This window comes from Thermogemmatispora tikiterensis (genome assembly GCF_003268475.1).
In the GTDB taxonomy this organism is placed as follows: Bacteria; Chloroflexota; Ktedonobacteria; order Ktedonobacterales; family Ktedonobacteraceae; genus Thermogemmatispora; species Thermogemmatispora tikiterensis.
This window is the reverse complement of the sequence record NZ_MCIF01000002.1, coordinates 720,776-735,640: the sequence shown is the minus strand read 5'-3', so window position 1 is coordinate 735,640 and position 14,865 is coordinate 720,776. Positions and strand designations below refer to the sequence as shown.

Below are 14,865 nucleotides of genomic sequence, written 5' to 3'. Positions count from 1 at the left end.
GCAAGTCCTCTCAGCGCCTGTCTGGCAAGGGGCTGGTGGCCTCAGCGGCAGCGAGGAGCAGGTGGACAAAGCCGCTGCCGCAGCGAAGCAAGCGCTCGGTTGCTGGCAGGGGAGAGTGCGGAGGGGCAAACGGGCGTCCTTCGCGTGGGTCCCACCAGTGCAGGGCATCGTGCACCAGCAGCACTTCGTTCGGGCCCAAGACTGGCAGCGGGCCGGCCCAGGAGGCTACTCCGCGGATAAAGTTATAGACATGGCGAGCCTGCCACTCCAGGGCCGGCACCTGGAGATCCTCTGGTGACGGAGCGGGTCGATAGCTGCCAGGCTGGTCGTCCTGGGGATGGTACTGCGCTGTTCCCTGGGCGATGGCCTGCACGGCGCGCACCAGGAGCTGGCCCCCGCGTTCGGCACAGCGACGTTCCAACTCGGCGTAAGTGATCCCATCGGGCACGCTGATGCGCTCCTGGGCCACGATGGGTCCGGTATCCAGACGTTCCTCGACCAGATGCACGCTGACCCCCGTTTCGCTGAGTCCTTCGCGGAAGACCCAGAACAGCGGTTCTGGCCCGCGCAGGGCTGGTAGCAGGGATGGGTGGAGGTTGACAGCGCCCAGGCGGGGCAAGGCCAGGAGAGAGGACGGCAGGCGGCGCGGGAAGCAGGCGATGCAGAGCAGATCGGGCTGATAAGTGGCCAGCGTGGCCCGGGTCTCCTCGACCGACAGGCGAGCGACCTCCCAGACGGGTAGACCGGCGCCGAGAGCCAGCGCGACCGGGGAAGCTGCCAGGGTCCTGTTCACGACGGGCAGCAGTGGGCGGGCGCCGCGCGGCTGGGCAGGGGCCAACAGGCGGCGTAGGGAGGGGCGAGATAGGATTTGGGCCCGGCCCGAAGGCGTTGGCGGCGTAGGTGGAGCAGGTACCACCAGAGCGCAGACGGGGATGCCAGCCTGCAGCAGGGCCTGGAGCGCTAGCGCCGAGAAGATCCCCTCCATGCCGAAGAAGAGCACTCGTGGCCCCCCAGGAGGGGGGGCAGAAGAATCAGGCGTATTTGACATTGTTCTCAGCATTGGATACCATGTAGCCAAACAGCATTTTCAGGGAAAGCGTGGGGTATCTACCATGCCACGAATGGTCAACTGTGTCAAGCTGGGTCGTCAGCTCCCGGGTCTAGAGAAGCCGCCGATGCCGGGCGAGCTGGGCCAGCGTATCTATGAACAGGTCTCCGAGCAAGCCTGGCGCATGTGGGAGACCCAGCGCACGCTGCTTATCAACCACTACGGTCTCAATCTGGCTGATCCCGAGGCACGCAAGTTCCTGCGTGAGCAGATGGAAGAGTTTTTCTTCGGCAGCCAGGAGGAGCAGAAGCCGGAGGGCTGGATTCCCGAGGAGGCCGGCGTAGGAGTGGGACCAGGCCGCAAAGGCGGCGGACCGGCGCGCAAGAAATGAAGACTCCTGGCGCTATTCTCCTGCTCTCCTGCTACGAGCTGGGCCATCAGCCACTGGCTCTGGCCTCACTTCAGACCCGGCTGCGGGAGGCCGGCTATCAGCCCCGGGCGATCGATGGTGCAGTCGAGCCGCTCCGCGAGGAGGAGATTCGCGCTGCCCGTCTGGTGGCGATCTCCGTTCCCATGCACACAGCGCTGCGCCTGGGAGAGGCGCTAGCGCGCCGCATCCGCGCTGTTCATCCCCAGGCCTATCTCTGCTTCTATGGTCTCTATGCCCTTCTGAACGCGGACTACCTGCTGCGCGAAGTGGCGGATGCGGTGCTGGGGGGCGAGTATGAGGAGCCGCTGCTGGCGCTGGTGAGAGCGTTGGAGCGAGGAGAGGAGCAGCCAAGGGTGCCGGGGGTGCGCACGCGCGAGCAAGCGGCGGGGGCCTGGCTGCAGCGCCCGGCTTTCGTAGTGCCGCAGAGAGACGGCTTGCCGGAGCTGCAGCTCTATGCCCGTCTGGAGTGGAACGGCCAGTACCGCCTGGCCGGCTATACCGAGACGACGCGTGGCTGTAAGCATACCTGTCTGCATTGCCCCATCACTCCCGTCTACCGGGGACGTTTCTTTGCCGTGCCCCAGGAAGTTGTCCTGGCCGACATTCGGGCTCAGGTGGAGCAGGGTGCCGAGCACATCACCTTTGGAGACCCAGACTTCTTCAACGGCCCGACTCATGCCCTGCGCATTGCGCGGGCGCTTCATCGCGAGTTCCCGACGGTGACCTTTGATGCCACGATTAAGATCGAGCATCTGCTCAAGCATCGTCACCTGCTGCCGGAGCTGCGTGAGCTGGGCTGTCTCTTCGTGGTCTCAGCGGTTGAGTCGCTCAACGATGAGGTACTGCATCATCTGCGCAAGGGGCACAGCGCCGCGGATGCGGTGGCGGCCTTTGAACTGATGGAGGAGATGGGACTGACCCTGCGCCCATCGCTGCTGCCGTTCTCGCCCTGGGAGACCCTGGAGAGCTATCTGGCGCTGCTTGATTTCTTCGAGGAACGCCACCTGGTAGAGCAGGTGGACCCAGTCCACTTTTCAATCCGGCTGCTCATTCCCCCGGGGTCGGCGCTGCTGGAGAGCGAAGGCAGGCCAGCCTGGCTTGGGGAGCTGGATGAGGAGGCCTACAGCTATCGCTGGCATCATCCTGATCCACGCATGGATCATCTCCAAGAGCGGGTGGCCGTGCTCGCCGAGGAGGCGGCTCAGCGGGGAGAGCCTCCGGTAGAGACCTTCTTCCGTATCAAAGAGGAGGCCCTGGCTGTCTGTGGGCGCTCCTTCGACCGCGAGGCAGCGCTGCAGCGCTATGGTGAACCCAGGCGCCCACCGCGTCTCACCGAAAGCTGGTTTTGCTGCGCGGAGCCGACCCGGGGCCAGTTCGGCTCGTGCAGTAGCCCAGCCGGCCCGCGGCAGAGCGCTGCGGCGGCTGCTTTCGACTGCTGTGGGGTGAGGCGCTGAACGCCGCGCTCTCGCGTGGCCAGGCGCGGTACCAGAAGAGGGCGTGGGCGAAGGAGGGGTGATGAGCACGGTAGCCGCCTGGAGAGGGCCGCAGAGGAGCGCGCCCGCCTCGGCCCAGTCCAGACCAGACGGAGGCTAGCCCCAGTGGGGGTGGGCGCGCTCAGAGGGCGTCGGTGGCGCGGGTGGCGTCAGGGCGGCGTTGAGCACGGGCAGCTCGCGACGAATGTCGAAGCGCAGGCAGCGATGGGCAGAGCGCAGGGCCTCCTCGACTGCTGCGGGTGACTCTCCCCGGGCGAAGATGAAGCCCAGGTAACTGGCGCCTTCTGGCAGCGGTACCAGTGGATTGTTCAGCGGTGCGGTGATCTCAACGCCCGTAATGAGGGGGACCTGTCTGGCCTCTTCGATCCCCGACACGCCCTTGAGCATGCCAGCCTGGGGGATAGGGATCATCATGACTCCGGCGGCCTCCGGGCGGCGCTCCAGCGAGGGCAGCTCTCTTCCCAGAGCGTGCCGCAAGATCAGCTCCTCCAGGCACATGCCTGCCCCGAACTCCAGAATCGTCGAGCACAGTCCTCCTATTGAGCGCCCAGCGATCTCTAACATCCACGGTCCCTGCTCATTGACGCGCAGCTCGGCGTGGGCCGGGCCTTCGCGCAGACCAATGGAGGCCGCGGCTCGCTCCACGCAGGAGCGGATAGCTTCCTGAACAGCGGCGGGCAGACGCGAAGGAGTGACGTAGATGGTTTCTTCGAAGAACGGCCCATCGAGCGGGTCGGGCTTATCGAACAGGGCCAGAACTTGCAACTGCCCAGCGGTCAGCAGTCCCTCCAGGGCAACCTCGAAGCCAGGAATGAAGTCCTCGACCAGGAAGCCCGTCGACCCTTCATCAAAGCCCTCAGCGAGGACGATGCGCTTCAGGCGGTAAAAGGCGGTCACAAACTCCTCGGGGGTATTGGCGCGAATGACGCCGCGGCTGCCCGAGAGGCGCAGAGGTTTGAGCACGCATGGATAGCTGACGGTGTGGGCGATGGCTGCGGGATCGGCGGTCAGCGGGAAGTGTCGGAAGACCGGGCAGGGCACGCCGCCAGCGGCCATGCGCTGGCGCATCAGATACTTATCGCGTGCCGCCTCGGCGGCATCCGGCGCGTTGCAAGGCAGGCCGAGAGCCGCGCTGGCCAGGGCCGCCAGCTCAACGGCGCTATCATCGACCGAGAGCACAGCCTGCAGCGGGTGCTCGCGGGCGAAGGAGACGATGCGCTGCACGGCCTCCTCCGGCGCTTTAAAGTCCAGGGCCAGGACCTCCGGCGACCGGCTGGAGGCCAGGCCCGGTGGCGTGTCCAGGCCGACGACGATCTCCAGCCCCAGGCGACGAGCGGCGCTGACGAATGCTCCTCCCCGGTACGTAGCGGGTGTCATCAAGAGGAGGACCCGCTGGCGCTCGTCAGTCGTCGGCTGTGAGGAAGGTGATGACGGTCGCTGTGGTTGCTGACTGTTCATGGCACACATTGTCTATCTCTCACACAGAGAGCGGATCGCTCGTGTAAAAAGCAGAGAAGAGATGGCTTATCCGCGCTCGGTCCGCCCGGTTGTACCTCTGGCCGTGCACAAGATGTGGGCCGACGGGACGAGACGGGACCGGACCGGTCCATTGCTGGTCGGTCAGGTTGGGCCTGCAGGGACGACGGCGCTTTGATCGTCTGCCGTCCCCTGGCATTATAGCGCACCAGACCGGCGAGTAACAGGGGGAGCCTTTGGCCTGGCCGGGCGTGGCCGGGGTCCCCTTCCCGCCTGTAGCCAGCGTGCCGGCCTCGTCGTCCTGAAGATAGCTCCCGGGCGTTGGCGCTCGCTGAGCGAGGGCTGGTGCGTCGTCGGGACCAGGTCCTGATCGGGGCTGGGGCATATGAGCCAGACAAAGGAGGAAAGCATGCCTGCACTCGTCTTCTGGATCGATGTCGACAATACGCTGCTCAACAACGACCACGTCAAAGCCGAGCTTGAGAGCGAACTGCGCGCCGTGCTTGGGGAGGTCTTGACAGAGCGCTTCTGGAGTCTCTACGAAGCGGTACGCCACGAGCGTGGCGTCGTCGACATTCCCCAGGCATTGGCCCGACTGCGGGCCCAAACACCCCTGCAGGAGTTACCGGAAGTGACCTTCCGGCACGCCTGTGCCCTCTTCGAGCAGTACCCATTTGCTGCGGCCCTCTATCCCGAGGCGCGAGAGACACTGGAGCATCTGAGCCGCCTCGGACTGACCGTCATCGTCTCTGACGGCGATCATCTCTTCCAGGCCGAAAAGATCGTCAACAGCCACCTTGCCGAGGCCGTGGGGGGGCGTGTCCTCATCTATGACCATAAGGAGCGACACCTGGAGGAGACCATGGGGCGCTACCCGGGCGAGCACTACGTAGCCATCGACGACCGGCTCGATCTGCTGGCTGCCTGCAAGTCTCAGCTGGGAGAGCGTCTGACCACGGTCTTTGTCCACCAGGGGAGGCATGCTGAGGAGGGGCTGCAGCGCCCGGGGCATTATCAGGCCGATAGGAGCGTTGAGGCCATTGGCGAACTGCGCCGTTACGAAGCCGCTGACTTCTTGCTCGCGGGTTCCAATCACTAGCCAGGGTCGGTGACAGCTGGGCAGAGGCTTGTCAGGGAGCGGAACGGTGCTTTATCATCTGCAAGCAGTAGGGGGCATCACTGTCAGTAGCATCTGAGGAGGGAAGGAATGTCACAGGAAGCGTGGAAGGCCGGACCTGGGGCAGATGGAGGAAGGGGCAAAGTTGTGCTCCCCTGTGAGGTGCAGCGCGCGCTGCTCCGCGATATCTGGGACCGGCGGGAGATCGAAGCCTGCGGACTGCTCCGAGGAGAGGTGGATGCGGGGGGGAACTGGCGCGTCGCCGCCGTTCACCCCCTACCCAATGTTGCCGAGTCGCCAGTCTACTTCGAGTTCGCGCCGGAGGACGTTCTGCAACTGGAGCTGGCCTATCCTGGTCAGATGATCGGGGTCTATCACAGTCATCCGGGGGGGCCATATGGAGCCAGCGGCACCGACCGGGAGACCATGCGGCGTGTCAACAAGGAGCAGCAGATCCCCTGGGTCTGGCTTATCCTCTGTGGGCCATTCACGGAGAGCCTGCCGCTGACGGCGGCAGCTGCGGGTGACCTGGTTGCCGAGGCGACCTGTGCCCACTGGCTTTCTGAGCGGCTGCTTGCCTATTATCATGATCCCGGTGAGGGGCTGCGACAGGTGGTTGTGGTACTGGAGCCAGGTTTCCAGCCGGCGGAGGCTGAGCGGTCTGTACAGGAGGAGTAGGGTAGCAGGTGCCAGGCAGGAGGAGAGGAGCTAGACGCTCACTCAAAAGGGGAAGTATCTGGCAAATTCCTGGCAGATCTGCTACACTCAGGGTGGAATCGCGAGAGGCTGGCTCACGAGCAAACAGGCAGCACTAACAGCGTTACCCAGGAGGATTACGGACTCAATGTCTCAATACAGTGTCTGTCCGCAGTGCGGCAGCCAGGTGGGGCCAGATGAGGCATTTTGTGGGCAGTGTGGTGCGGCGCTCACGTCCCCGGGGTCGCCGGCGCAGCCGACGCAGATGACGGGAACGCCACCCCCACCGGGGTCGAGGAGCGGACTCTTGCAGAGTTACAGCCGAGGGGTCTCACCGCCGCCCGGGCCCTATCCGGCAGGGCCTGGGGGGGGTCCAGGCGCGGGCAGCGCGACGCCGGGCCCACCTTCGCCCTGGGCGACCGAGCCGATGTCGAGCAGCGCGCTCGGAGGAGGGCCGCGGACGCCGGCGCCGAGCCAGCGAACAGAGTTCTATCAGGAGGCGACAGAGGCCATGCCGGCGGCGGGTGCAGGGATGGCCGGTGCTGGGGCCGGCTATGGGCAGCCAGGTCAGCTGCCCCAGGCGGAATTTCCCGCGGCGGCCACGGGCTACCCAACAGGCTATCAGGCGCCGGCGGGGGCGCCATACGGCACGGGGGTGCAGCAGCCCTACCCGGGGGCAGGCACGCCTTACCCGCCGACCATGCTGCCGTATCAGCCGGGGCAAACCGGCTTTGCCAGCCCCGGCACCTACCCGGGGCCTGGTGGACCGGGGCAGACCTACGGAGGTGGTTTCCCACCCCGCCCGCAGCCAGGTGGCGGTCCAGGTCAGCGGAACACCTGGATAGTCGTGACGGCTGTGGGGGCCGTGGTGGTGCTTTTCCTGCTGATCTTGCTGGGGGCCTTCGTCTTGATGCGGGGGGGCTCGCAGACGGCTGCGGTGCCGACAGCGACGGCTACAACGGCGGCGAGTCCGACGCCCAGTCCGACGCCCAGTCCGACGCCGACGCCCAGTCCGACGCCCAGCCCGACCCCAACCCCTTCGCCAGCGGTTTCGCCGACGCCGCCGCCCAATCCTGGCTTTGCCTGGTGTGATCAGTGCGTCAACGAGGGCTTCACGACCCAGTATCCGAGCGGTTGGAGCCAAAGCTCGACACCCGACGGCACGGGTATCCGTTTTACCAGTCCCGCCAGTAGTGAGGTTACCGCCTCCTTCAAGGTGCCGGGAGCGACCAACCAGACGCCTGATCAGCTGGTGGCCAACGAGATCGCGCAGTTACCCGGAGCGACCAACGTCAGCCCGACGACTACCACCACGATCGGCGGGACTACCTGGCGCGCGGCCTCTGCTGATTATCAGCAGCAGAGCCAGGATCACATCCAGGTATATGCCACGGTCTATCAGGGCAGGGCCTATCTGATCGAGATTCAGGCCCCACGTGATCAGTTTGATCAAATGAATGCGCAGTATTTTGCGACCATGCTGGCGACCTTCCAGTTTGTGTAAGCAGGAGGCGGCCAGGAGAAGTCGCTCAGCCAGCTGAGCTGGTGAGCGGGCCGAGTGGGGCCGGGCGAGCGGTGGTGGAGCAAGGTATTGTTTGGACCAGACGCGAGGCTCGCCGACAGGAAGGAGAGAGACCGCGCACTCTGCAGGGACAGCCCCGCGATGAGCCTGGTGCTCACGTCAGGGGCTTCTCGCTGGCTGGGGAGCGTGAAACGGGCAGACGGACAGGCGAGAGAGGGGGAGAGGGCGGAGGAGGGCCAGCAGGGGGGAAGGTTGGTTGGCTGGTTGGTCGGTTGGTTCTGGGCCCGTTCCAGGCGACCTGCAATCTGCAATGTGACGTTGAGAAAGATGGGCGAGGGTGGTATCCTGGATAGGGGAGAGCTTGAGAGAGCAATCAGGAAGCAGAAGAAGAGGAAGAGCAGTGCTATGGCGGTAGTTGCAGTTATTGGCGCCCAGTGGGGGGATGAGGGGAAAGGGAAGATTGTCGATGAGCTGGCGGCGCGGGCGCACTTCGTGGTTCGCTATCAGGGGGGGAGCAACGCGGGTCATCGCGTTGTCCATGAGAAGGGGGAGTTCGTCTTCCGTCTCATTCCCTCGGGGATACTCTATCCGCAGACCTCCTGTATCATTGGCAACGGCGTAGTCGTTGACCCGCGAGGTCTACTGGAGGAGATGGAAGAGCTGGAGCGGCAAGGGGTTGATATCTCGCGCCTCTATATCAGTGAGCGTGCCCATGTGGTGATGCCCTATCACTTTCTGCTCGACCGGCTGGAGGAGGAGGCGCGCGGAGAAGAGAAGATCGGCAGTACCCAGCGCGGAATCTCCCCGGCCTATGTCGACAAGCATGCCCGCAGCGGCATTCGCATTGCCGACTTGCTCGATGTGGATACCTTCCGAAGCAAACTGGCAACGATTCTGCAGCAGAAGAATCGCATGATCACGCAGATCTATGGTCAGCCCCCGCTCTCACTGGAAGAGATCCACGGCGAGTACTTCCGCTACGGCCAGCGGCTGCGCCCCTATATTGCAGACACGCAGGCCATGCTCCACGAGGCCCTGTTCGAGCGGAAAACCATCCTGCTGGAGGGGGCGCAGGGGGCGTTGCTCGACATCGACTTTGGCACGTATCCCTTTGTCACGGCCTCCTCGACGCTGGCGGCCAACGCCGCCAGCGGGGCGGGTTTGCCTCCCCGTTCGATCGATCGTGTTATTGGCGTGTACAAAGCCTACATCACGCGCGTAGGCAGCGGGCCCATGCCCACCGAGCTGTTTGATGACGTAGGGGAAGAGATGCGGCGCCGTGGCCACGAATATGGGACCAACACGGGTCGACCGCGGCGCTGTGGCTGGTTCGATGCAGTGGCCGGGCGTTTCGTTGCCCAGCTGAACGGCCTTGACGCAATGGTCATTACCAAGCTGGATGTCCTGGACACCTTTCCCACAATTAAGATCTGCACCGCCTATCGCCTCTATGGAAAAACCATCCACAGCCTGCCGGCCAACCTCAACGACCTGGCGGCCTGTGAGCCAGTCTATGAGGAGGTCGAGGGCTGGCAGTGCAGCACCAGCGGCATCAGCGACTATGATGACCTGCCGCCTGCGGCCAAGCATTACCTGAGGCGTCTGGAGGAGCTGCTGGAGACGCCCATTGCCATGATCTCGGTCAGCCCTCAGCGAGGGCGGACCATCCAGCTTCAGGATGTGCTGGCCTAGCAAGGGAGACAAGAGGGCGAGGTTGCCTCTTCCCCGCCAGCAGAAAAGGAGGACAGAGGGAGCGATGTCTGCAGAGCAGTTTGCCCATCTCAGTCCGGCGGCGCGTCGTGTACAAGAGGTGCTGACCGCGGGAGGGTTCCACTGTGAGGTCGTCGAGCTGCCCACTTCGACCCGCACAGCCAGCGAGGCAGCGCGAGCTGTGGGCTGTGCCCTGGGGCAGATTGTCAAGTCGCTGGTCTTCCGCGGTCGAGAGAGTGGGCGTCCGATCCTTGTAGAGGCCAGCGGCGCCAATCGTGTGGATGAGCGGAGGTTGGGAGAGCTGGTTGGCGAGCCGATCGAGCGGGCCGATGCCGACTTTGTCAAGGAGCGGACAGGGTTTGCCATTGGCGGGGTGCCGCCAGTGGGGCATAGGGAGCCGTTGGAGACCTTCATCGACGAAGATCTGCTGCACTATGAGCGTATCTGGGCGGCTGCCGGTACGCCCTCGGCGCTCTTTGCCCTGACGCCTGCCGAGCTGCAGGCGATGACGGGGGGCCGAGTGGCGGCCATCAAGCAGCAGTCGTGACGTGACTGATGCCAGAAGAGAAGGCACGTAACCCAGGAGAAGAGGAGGAAGGAGCACGCTGGCCCTATGGATCTGGCTGCCAAAAAACACGTCTTGCGCTTGTTTACCTACGGTCTGTATGCCGTATCCTGCGCCGATGGAGGAGAGGTCAACGCCTTCACGGCCAACTGGCTGACGCAGGTCTCCTTTGAGCCACCGCTGGTGGCGGTCTCAGTAGAGAACGACTCGCGTTCGCTGCCGATGATCCTGCGCAGTCGCACCTTTGTCGTGAACGTTCTGCCGTCGGGGGCGCGTGAGCTGGCGGGTAAGCTCGGCAAGTCGGCGCTGCGCGACCCGCGCAAGCTGGAGGGAGTAGCCTGCCATCTCGGGCCCGGAGGCTGTCCCATCCTGGACGAGGCCCTGGGATGGCTCGCCTGCGAGGTGCGGCATACAGTGCCCGCTGGTGATTCGACGGTGCTCGTGGCCGAGGTAGTAGAGGCCGGCGTTCAGCGAGAGGGGTCCCCCCTGACAATGGCCGAGACTGGTTTCCGTCACGCTGGCTGAGGAACTGTCTGTTTCTTCTGTATCGTGATCTCGGGCAGGCCGGCCCAGACTGGCGGGAAGAGGCCGCCTATCTTGTGGTTGTGGGGACAGGGCCGGTGCAAGGCCGCGAGGCAAGGTGCTGTGCTGCAGGCTCCCGCTCCCGCTGGGAGCCTCTCCACGACAAGGAAGAGAAGGAGCCGTTTGATGTCGTCACAGGATGCGGACCAGCAGGTCCGCGTTCCCCTCTCTGGCGAAGGCCGGCCTGCTCTGGAACCCCAGGCGCAGCCCGGTCTTCCCTGTGCCTTTTGCGATCGTTCATCCCTGACCACTGTTCTGCATGAGACGCCGGCCTACCTGCTCATTGCTGACCATGCGCCGCTGGTCGAGGGTCATCTGCTGATCATACCGAAGGAGCATTATGCTTGCTACGGCGCTGTGCCAGCGGCCCTTGATGAGGAGCTAGAAACTCTCAAGCGCCTGGTGAGCCGCTTTGCTTCCCGCTTCTATGCTCCCCTGCTCTTCTGGGAGCACGGCGTCTTTGGTCAGACCGTTTTTCATGCGCATCTGCATTGCATTCCCTTCGGTGTTGCCAGCTATCAGCAGCGCCTTGAGCGGCTAGCGGCGAGAGCTATCCGTGTGCGGGAGCAGGAGGAAATCCGCCGCTGGTACCGTCAGCGAGGCCATTACTTCTATCTGGAGGACAGCCAGCAGGCGTTGCTCTTCCCTCCTGATCCGCGCAGCTACCGCGAGGTTATCTACGAGGTGCTCTGGAAGAGCCTGAGCCCCGAGCAGCAGCGGCAGGGCTGGCAGCGCAAGGAAGTGCGCCTGCGGGAAGGGGCCGGGTGGCCGGCGGCCACAGCGCGCAAGTGGGAGCAATTCTGTCGTGAGGAGAAGACGCATGCCTACACTGATCGAAGCCGTGCGGGATGAACTCGTGGCTGCGGGCGAGCTGCGTCTGCACGTCGTGCAGTGGGGGGAAGCAGGGCCGCCCGTTGTCTGTCTGCATGGGTTGACGGCCAATGCCTTCTGTTTCCAGGCCTTTGCTGATGCTCTGGCCACGGACTATCGCGTCATTGCCTATGACCTGCGTGGGCGAGGCCGAAGCGAGCGTCCGGCCCAGGGTTACAGTGTGCCGATCCATGCCGCGGACCTGGACCAGTTGCTGACGGCCCTGGGGCTAGAGCGCGTGGCGCTGCTGGGACACTCCCTTGGGGCCTTGATAGCGCTCTTCTATGCGGCCTGGCGTCCGGAGCGCGTCAGCAAGCTCATCCTTGTTGATGCCGGGCGCCTTTGCCCTGGCGTACGCCCGAGGAGCAGCCTGCCTGGCTGAGCGCCTCCATTGCGCGCTTAGGTACGCCAGTGGCCTCCTTCGACGAGTATCGTCAGCGTCTGCAGAGCCTCCCCTTTCTGGGTCCCTGGTGGAATGCCTATCTGGACCGTTATCTAGAGCATGATATCGAGCGTCTCCCAGATGGGAGCGTGCGCTCACGTGTCTATCGGGAGGGGGTGCTGGAGGAGGGAAGGAGAGCGGAGGAGGCGTGTCCGGCTGAGCAGTGGGAGCGGGTTCAGGCGCCGACGCTGGTTCTGAGAGCGGGGGCTGGCATGTTTGCCCCAGATGATCAGCTGCTTTCCCGGGAGGCGGCCCGTGAGCTGGTTGCCCATATTCCGCGGGCGCAGCTCGTCGAGTTTCCGATGCTCAATCACTATACCATCATTTTCGGCACCGAGCCGGGGCCAGCTCAGGCGATCCGGGCCTTTCTCGGCGGGGCTGAGGGAAGCCAGCCCAGGCTGTAGTGGCAGGGCAAGACAAGGTCGGGCGAAGCAGAAGCAAGGAGGCCCCCACCCCTGGCAGCTCCTTGGCGGGCTGCGCTGGCGGGGTGGGGGTGGGATGGGAGGGGCAAGGTCAGGACAAGCCAGGACAAGCGGATGGAGGAAGGACGTTGAAGTTGAGGGGGAAAGGGAGAGTCCAGCCTGTGGGTTCAATCTACTGAGCGGCTGGAGTGAGAGCTCCCTCCGTCCTCCCGACTCCCACTCTGGTCAGACCAGGGCTGCAGCGCGCTGGCGCTGGCGCTGGTGCAGGCGCATACGGATTCCGTAGCGAGGGCGGAGTGTCACAGCCGCCTCCGGTTCGATGCGCTGTCCAGGCAGCAATTCAGCCTCCCATGAGCGGATCAACGTGGCCAGGACGAGTACGCCTTCCATCCAGGCGAACGGTTCCCCGATGCAGAGGCGAGGACCGCCGCCAAAGGGGAAGTAAGCGAACTTTGGGCGAGCGGCGCGTGCCTCTGGCGTCCAGCGCTCCGGTAAGAAGCGCTCTGGCTCCGGGTAGAAGCGCGGGTCGTGGTGAACAACGTACTGGCTCATGATGACGCGGGCCCCCGAAGGGATGGTCAGGCCACGGATGTTGCAGTCGCGGATGGCTGTGCGATCGGTGCTCCAGGCTGGCGGGAAGAGGCGCATCGCTTCGGCCAGCACCTGCTCGGTGTAGCTGAGGCGAGGGAAATCGTCGGCGGTAGGTAGGCGATCGCCAAGAACCTGCTCCGCCTCCTGGCGCAGGCGCTCAGCCACCTCGGGATGCTGGGCGAGCAGGTACCAGGTCCAGGCCAGGGCATTGGCCGTTGTCTCATGGCCCGCCAGCAGCAGCGTCGTCATCTCGTCGCGCAGCTGCTCGTCGCTCATAGCCCCCTCCTCGTCGTGGGCCAGCAGTAGCCAGGAGAGCAAGTCGCCCTGATCGTGCCCGCTGCGGCGGTGCTCTTCGATAATGCGGTAGATGACGCGGTCCATTTCGTCGCGAGCGCGGTAGAAGCGGCGGCGGATCGGCAGCGGCAAGCGTTCCAGCTGCTCTGCCCAGGGAGAGAGGCCGATCTTGATGAAGGCTTCCATCGCCACGGCCATAGCCTGGCTTACTGTGCTGGCCTCGCGCTCCACATCGACATTGAAGAGCGTCTTGCCAGCGATGACCAGGGTCAGGCGCATCATCTCCTCGGCCATGTCGACGACCGTGCCGTCCTGCCAGGACTGGGCCAGGCGTGAGGCCTCCGCGACCATCGTGGTGGCGTAGGCAGCGATGCGCTGGCGGTGGAAGGCCGGCTGAATCAGCTTGCGCTGTCGCTTGTGGAAGTCGCCCTCGCTGGTCAGCAGGCCCTGGCCGAGCATGCGGCTGGTCATCTGGACGCCCTGTCCTTTATGAAAATTGGCGTGCTGGACAACCAGCACTTCGCGGATATCTTCCGGGTGACTCAGGAGGAAGATCTCCAGCGGCCCCCCCTTCACGTGGACGACATCACCATACTTGCGCGCGAGGCGCAGGAAAGTCATCGGCAGATTGCGCCGCGAGAGCAGGGCCAGGATCTCCATGAGATTGGGACTGGCCGGCTGACGTCTCGTCGGCGCCTCGGGCACTTGTGCTTGCACCATAGGTAGCGATTCCCCTTTCCCAGAGAGAGACGGTGTGGCGGCCTGGAGCCAGATCAACAAGGCGACGACTGCGAGGTCGCGGGTGCGGTGGCCGGCTCGCCGACCTGCTGGCCCTGCAGGAAGGCCAGCAGGGCCTCGTTGAACAGCTGTGGTTGGTCGTACATACAAATGTGGTTGGCGTGTTCGATCAGGTAGAGACGAGCCTGCGGGATGGCAGCGTGGAGCTGGCGCCCGAAGCTGAGCGGGACCAGATCGTCTTTGGCCCCCCAGATGAGCAGGGTTGGTGTGCGGATCGTCGGCAGGAGTGGGCGGGCGTCCAGAGCCACGATCTGATGAGCGGCACGTAAGATCATCAGGGTGCCGGCCCGGGCACCGTCGTAGAGCAGGGTTGGCCAGAAGGCCGGCGTTGTGCGCGCCAGGGCCAGAGCAGTGGGCCAGAGCAGTTGCGCCACCGAGCGCTCGAAGGGAATGCCGATGGAGGCCACCAGCACCAGATGTTTCACTCGCTCGGGGTGCTGGGCAGCCAGAGCCAGAGAGACATAGCCTCCCATCGAGTGGCCGACCAGCGAGAAGGTTTCCAGGCCCAAGGCCTGGCAGAGGCGATCCAGCCAGTGAGGAGCACGCAACAGGTGGAACTGGCGACGAAAGCGCCGCATGGCGCCGAAGCCGGGCAGGTCGACCAGGTAGACGCGATAGTGTTGGGCGATGGCAGGAATGTTTCTGGCCCACCATTTGGTGGAGCCCGAGAGGCCATGCACAAAGACCACCGGCTCGCCCTCGCCGGCGTACTCGTAGCGCACCGGGATGCCATCAACGGTGACGACCTGGCTGTGTGTCTGAAAGGCGGCCATTGCCCGTTTTCCTCCTCTGTGATTGCAAGCAATCAA

Annotated in this window: 16 protein-coding genes and 1 pseudogene; 13 read left to right on the top strand and 4 right to left on the bottom strand. The window is 64.6% G+C overall.

Annotated elements, in window-relative coordinates; genetic code table 11:
• Positions 1–10: 10 nt before the first annotated feature.
• Entirely contained in the window at positions 11–1,048 is a 1,038-nt protein-coding gene (locus tag A4R35_RS03175; RefSeq protein WP_189361264.1) for a methionyl-tRNA formyltransferase, read from the bottom strand.
• 64 nt (positions 1,049–1,112) lie between these two features.
• Between A4R35_RS03175 and A4R35_RS03170 the strand changes: the two genes are divergently transcribed.
• Positions 1,113–1,439 (top strand): oxidative damage protection protein, encoded by a 327-nt coding sequence (locus A4R35_RS03170; RefSeq protein ID WP_112426468.1) that lies wholly within the window; start codon positions 1,113–1,115, stop codon positions 1,437–1,439.
• The gene (locus A4R35_RS03165; RefSeq protein WP_112426466.1) at positions 1,436–2,932 is read left to right on the top strand and encodes a CUAEP/CCAEP-tail radical SAM (seleno)protein; all 1,497 of its coding nucleotides are present in this window, start codon (positions 1,436–1,438) and stop codon (positions 2,930–2,932) included. The genes A4R35_RS03170 and A4R35_RS03165 overlap by 4 nt, the downstream gene beginning before the upstream one ends.
• A gap of 135 nt (positions 2,933–3,067) precedes the next feature.
• On the opposite strand, the gene A4R35_RS03160 is transcribed toward A4R35_RS03165, so the two are convergent.
• A complete protein-coding gene (locus A4R35_RS03160; RefSeq protein WP_112426464.1) occupies positions 3,068–4,429 on the bottom strand; it encodes an ATP-grasp domain-containing protein in 1,362 nt (453 codons plus the stop codon).
• Positions 4,430–4,490: 61 nt separating this feature from the next.
• On the opposite strand from A4R35_RS03160, the gene A4R35_RS24940 reads away from it, so the two are divergent.
• From A4R35_RS24940 to A4R35_RS03115, 11 genes and pseudogenes are all read left to right on the top strand, one after another.
• The gene (locus A4R35_RS24940; RefSeq protein WP_262982314.1) at positions 4,491–4,625 is read left to right on the top strand and encodes a hypothetical protein; all 135 of its coding nucleotides are present in this window, start codon (positions 4,491–4,493) and stop codon (positions 4,623–4,625) included.
• Between the two features lie 231 nt (positions 4,626–4,856).
• Positions 4,857–5,546 (top strand): HAD family hydrolase, encoded by a 690-nt coding sequence (locus A4R35_RS03155; protein WP_112426461.1) that lies wholly within the window; start codon positions 4,857–4,859, stop codon positions 5,544–5,546.
• Positions 5,547–5,654: 108 nt separating this feature from the next.
• Complete coding sequence (locus tag A4R35_RS03150) at positions 5,655–6,242, top strand: Mov34/MPN/PAD-1 family protein (protein WP_112426459.1); 588 nt, start codon at positions 5,655–5,657, stop codon at positions 6,240–6,242.
• A 166-nt stretch (positions 6,243–6,408) separates the two neighbouring features.
• Positions 6,409–6,486, top strand: a pseudogene (locus A4R35_RS25225) (zinc-ribbon domain-containing protein); the annotation flags it as partial.
• 81 nt (positions 6,487–6,567) lie between these two features.
• Positions 6,568–7,764 (top strand): hypothetical protein, encoded by a 1,197-nt coding sequence (locus A4R35_RS03145; RefSeq protein ID WP_189361263.1) that lies wholly within the window; start codon positions 6,568–6,570, stop codon positions 7,762–7,764.
• 423 nt (positions 7,765–8,187) lie between these two features.
• Entirely contained in the window at positions 8,188–9,474 is a 1,287-nt protein-coding gene (locus A4R35_RS03140) for an adenylosuccinate synthase (RefSeq protein WP_112426455.1), read from the top strand.
• 64 nt (positions 9,475–9,538) lie between these two features.
• The gene (locus A4R35_RS03135; RefSeq protein ID WP_112426453.1) at positions 9,539–10,039 is read left to right on the top strand and encodes a YbaK/EbsC family protein; all 501 of its coding nucleotides are present in this window, start codon (positions 9,539–9,541) and stop codon (positions 10,037–10,039) included.
• 66 nt (positions 10,040–10,105) lie between these two features.
• Positions 10,106–10,582 (top strand): flavin reductase family protein, encoded by a 477-nt coding sequence (locus tag A4R35_RS03130; RefSeq protein WP_112426451.1) that lies wholly within the window; start codon positions 10,106–10,108, stop codon positions 10,580–10,582.
• A 183-nt stretch (positions 10,583–10,765) separates the two neighbouring features.
• The gene (locus A4R35_RS03125) at positions 10,766–11,491 is read left to right on the top strand and encodes an HIT family protein (RefSeq protein WP_112426449.1); all 726 of its coding nucleotides are present in this window, start codon (positions 10,766–10,768) and stop codon (positions 11,489–11,491) included.
• Positions 11,460–11,891, top strand: a complete 432-nt coding sequence (locus tag A4R35_RS03120) for an alpha/beta fold hydrolase (RefSeq protein ID WP_112426447.1) — start codon at positions 11,460–11,462, stop codon at positions 11,889–11,891. Before A4R35_RS03125 ends, A4R35_RS03120 begins: the two co-directional genes overlap by 32 nt.
• Positions 11,852–12,355: an alpha/beta fold hydrolase gene (locus A4R35_RS03115; RefSeq protein WP_112426446.1), complete on the top strand. Its 504-nt coding sequence runs from the start codon at positions 11,852–11,854 to the stop codon at positions 12,353–12,355. The genes A4R35_RS03120 and A4R35_RS03115 overlap by 40 nt, the downstream gene beginning before the upstream one ends.
• A gap of 243 nt (positions 12,356–12,598) precedes the next feature.
• Here A4R35_RS03115 and A4R35_RS03110 read toward each other — a convergent pair whose 3' ends face one another.
• Positions 12,599–13,978, bottom strand: coding sequence for a cytochrome P450 (locus A4R35_RS03110; RefSeq protein ID WP_112426444.1), 1,380 nt, complete (start codon positions 13,976–13,978; stop codon positions 12,599–12,601).
• A 53-nt stretch (positions 13,979–14,031) separates the two neighbouring features.
• The gene (locus tag A4R35_RS03105) at positions 14,032–14,829 is read right to left on the bottom strand and encodes an alpha/beta fold hydrolase (protein ID WP_189361262.1); all 798 of its coding nucleotides are present in this window, start codon (positions 14,827–14,829) and stop codon (positions 14,032–14,034) included.
• Between the last annotated feature and the right edge of the window lie 36 nt (positions 14,830–14,865).

Excerpts from the sequence above, each read along its gene's own strand:
- A4R35_RS03140 (WP_112426455.1), top strand. The coding sequence starts at position 8,188 with ATGGCGGTAGTTGCAGTTATTGGCGCCCAGTGGGGGGATGAGGGGAAA.
- A4R35_RS03110 (WP_112426444.1), bottom strand. The coding sequence starts at position 13,978 with ATGGTGCAAGCACAAGTGCCCGAGGCGCCGACGAGACGTCAGCCGGCC.
- A4R35_RS03135 (WP_112426453.1), top strand. The coding sequence starts at position 9,539 with ATGTCTGCAGAGCAGTTTGCCCATCTCAGTCCGGCGGCGCGTCGTGTA.
- A4R35_RS03155 (WP_112426461.1), top strand. The coding sequence starts at position 4,857 with ATGCCTGCACTCGTCTTCTGGATCGATGTCGACAATACGCTGCTCAAC.
- A4R35_RS24940 (WP_262982314.1), top strand. The coding sequence starts at position 4,491 with ATGGCTTATCCGCGCTCGGTCCGCCCGGTTGTACCTCTGGCCGTGCAC.
- A4R35_RS03105 (WP_189361262.1), bottom strand. The coding sequence starts at position 14,829 with ATGGCCGCCTTTCAGACACACAGCCAGGTCGTCACCGTTGATGGCATC.
- A4R35_RS03120 (WP_112426447.1), top strand. The coding sequence starts at position 11,460 with ATGCCTACACTGATCGAAGCCGTGCGGGATGAACTCGTGGCTGCGGGC.
- A4R35_RS03175 (WP_189361264.1), bottom strand. The coding sequence starts at position 1,048 with ATGTCAAATACGCCTGATTCTTCTGCCCCCCCTCCTGGGGGGCCACGA.
- A4R35_RS03160 (WP_112426464.1), bottom strand. The coding sequence starts at position 4,429 with ATGAACAGTCAGCAACCACAGCGACCGTCATCACCTTCCTCACAGCCG.
- A4R35_RS03130 (WP_112426451.1), top strand. The coding sequence starts at position 10,106 with ATGGATCTGGCTGCCAAAAAACACGTCTTGCGCTTGTTTACCTACGGT.
- A4R35_RS03150 (WP_112426459.1), top strand. The coding sequence starts at position 5,655 with ATGTCACAGGAAGCGTGGAAGGCCGGACCTGGGGCAGATGGAGGAAGG.
- A4R35_RS03165 (WP_112426466.1), top strand. The coding sequence starts at position 1,436 with ATGAAGACTCCTGGCGCTATTCTCCTGCTCTCCTGCTACGAGCTGGGC.
- A4R35_RS03170 (WP_112426468.1), top strand. The coding sequence starts at position 1,113 with ATGCCACGAATGGTCAACTGTGTCAAGCTGGGTCGTCAGCTCCCGGGT.
- A4R35_RS03125 (WP_112426449.1), top strand. The coding sequence starts at position 10,766 with ATGTCGTCACAGGATGCGGACCAGCAGGTCCGCGTTCCCCTCTCTGGC.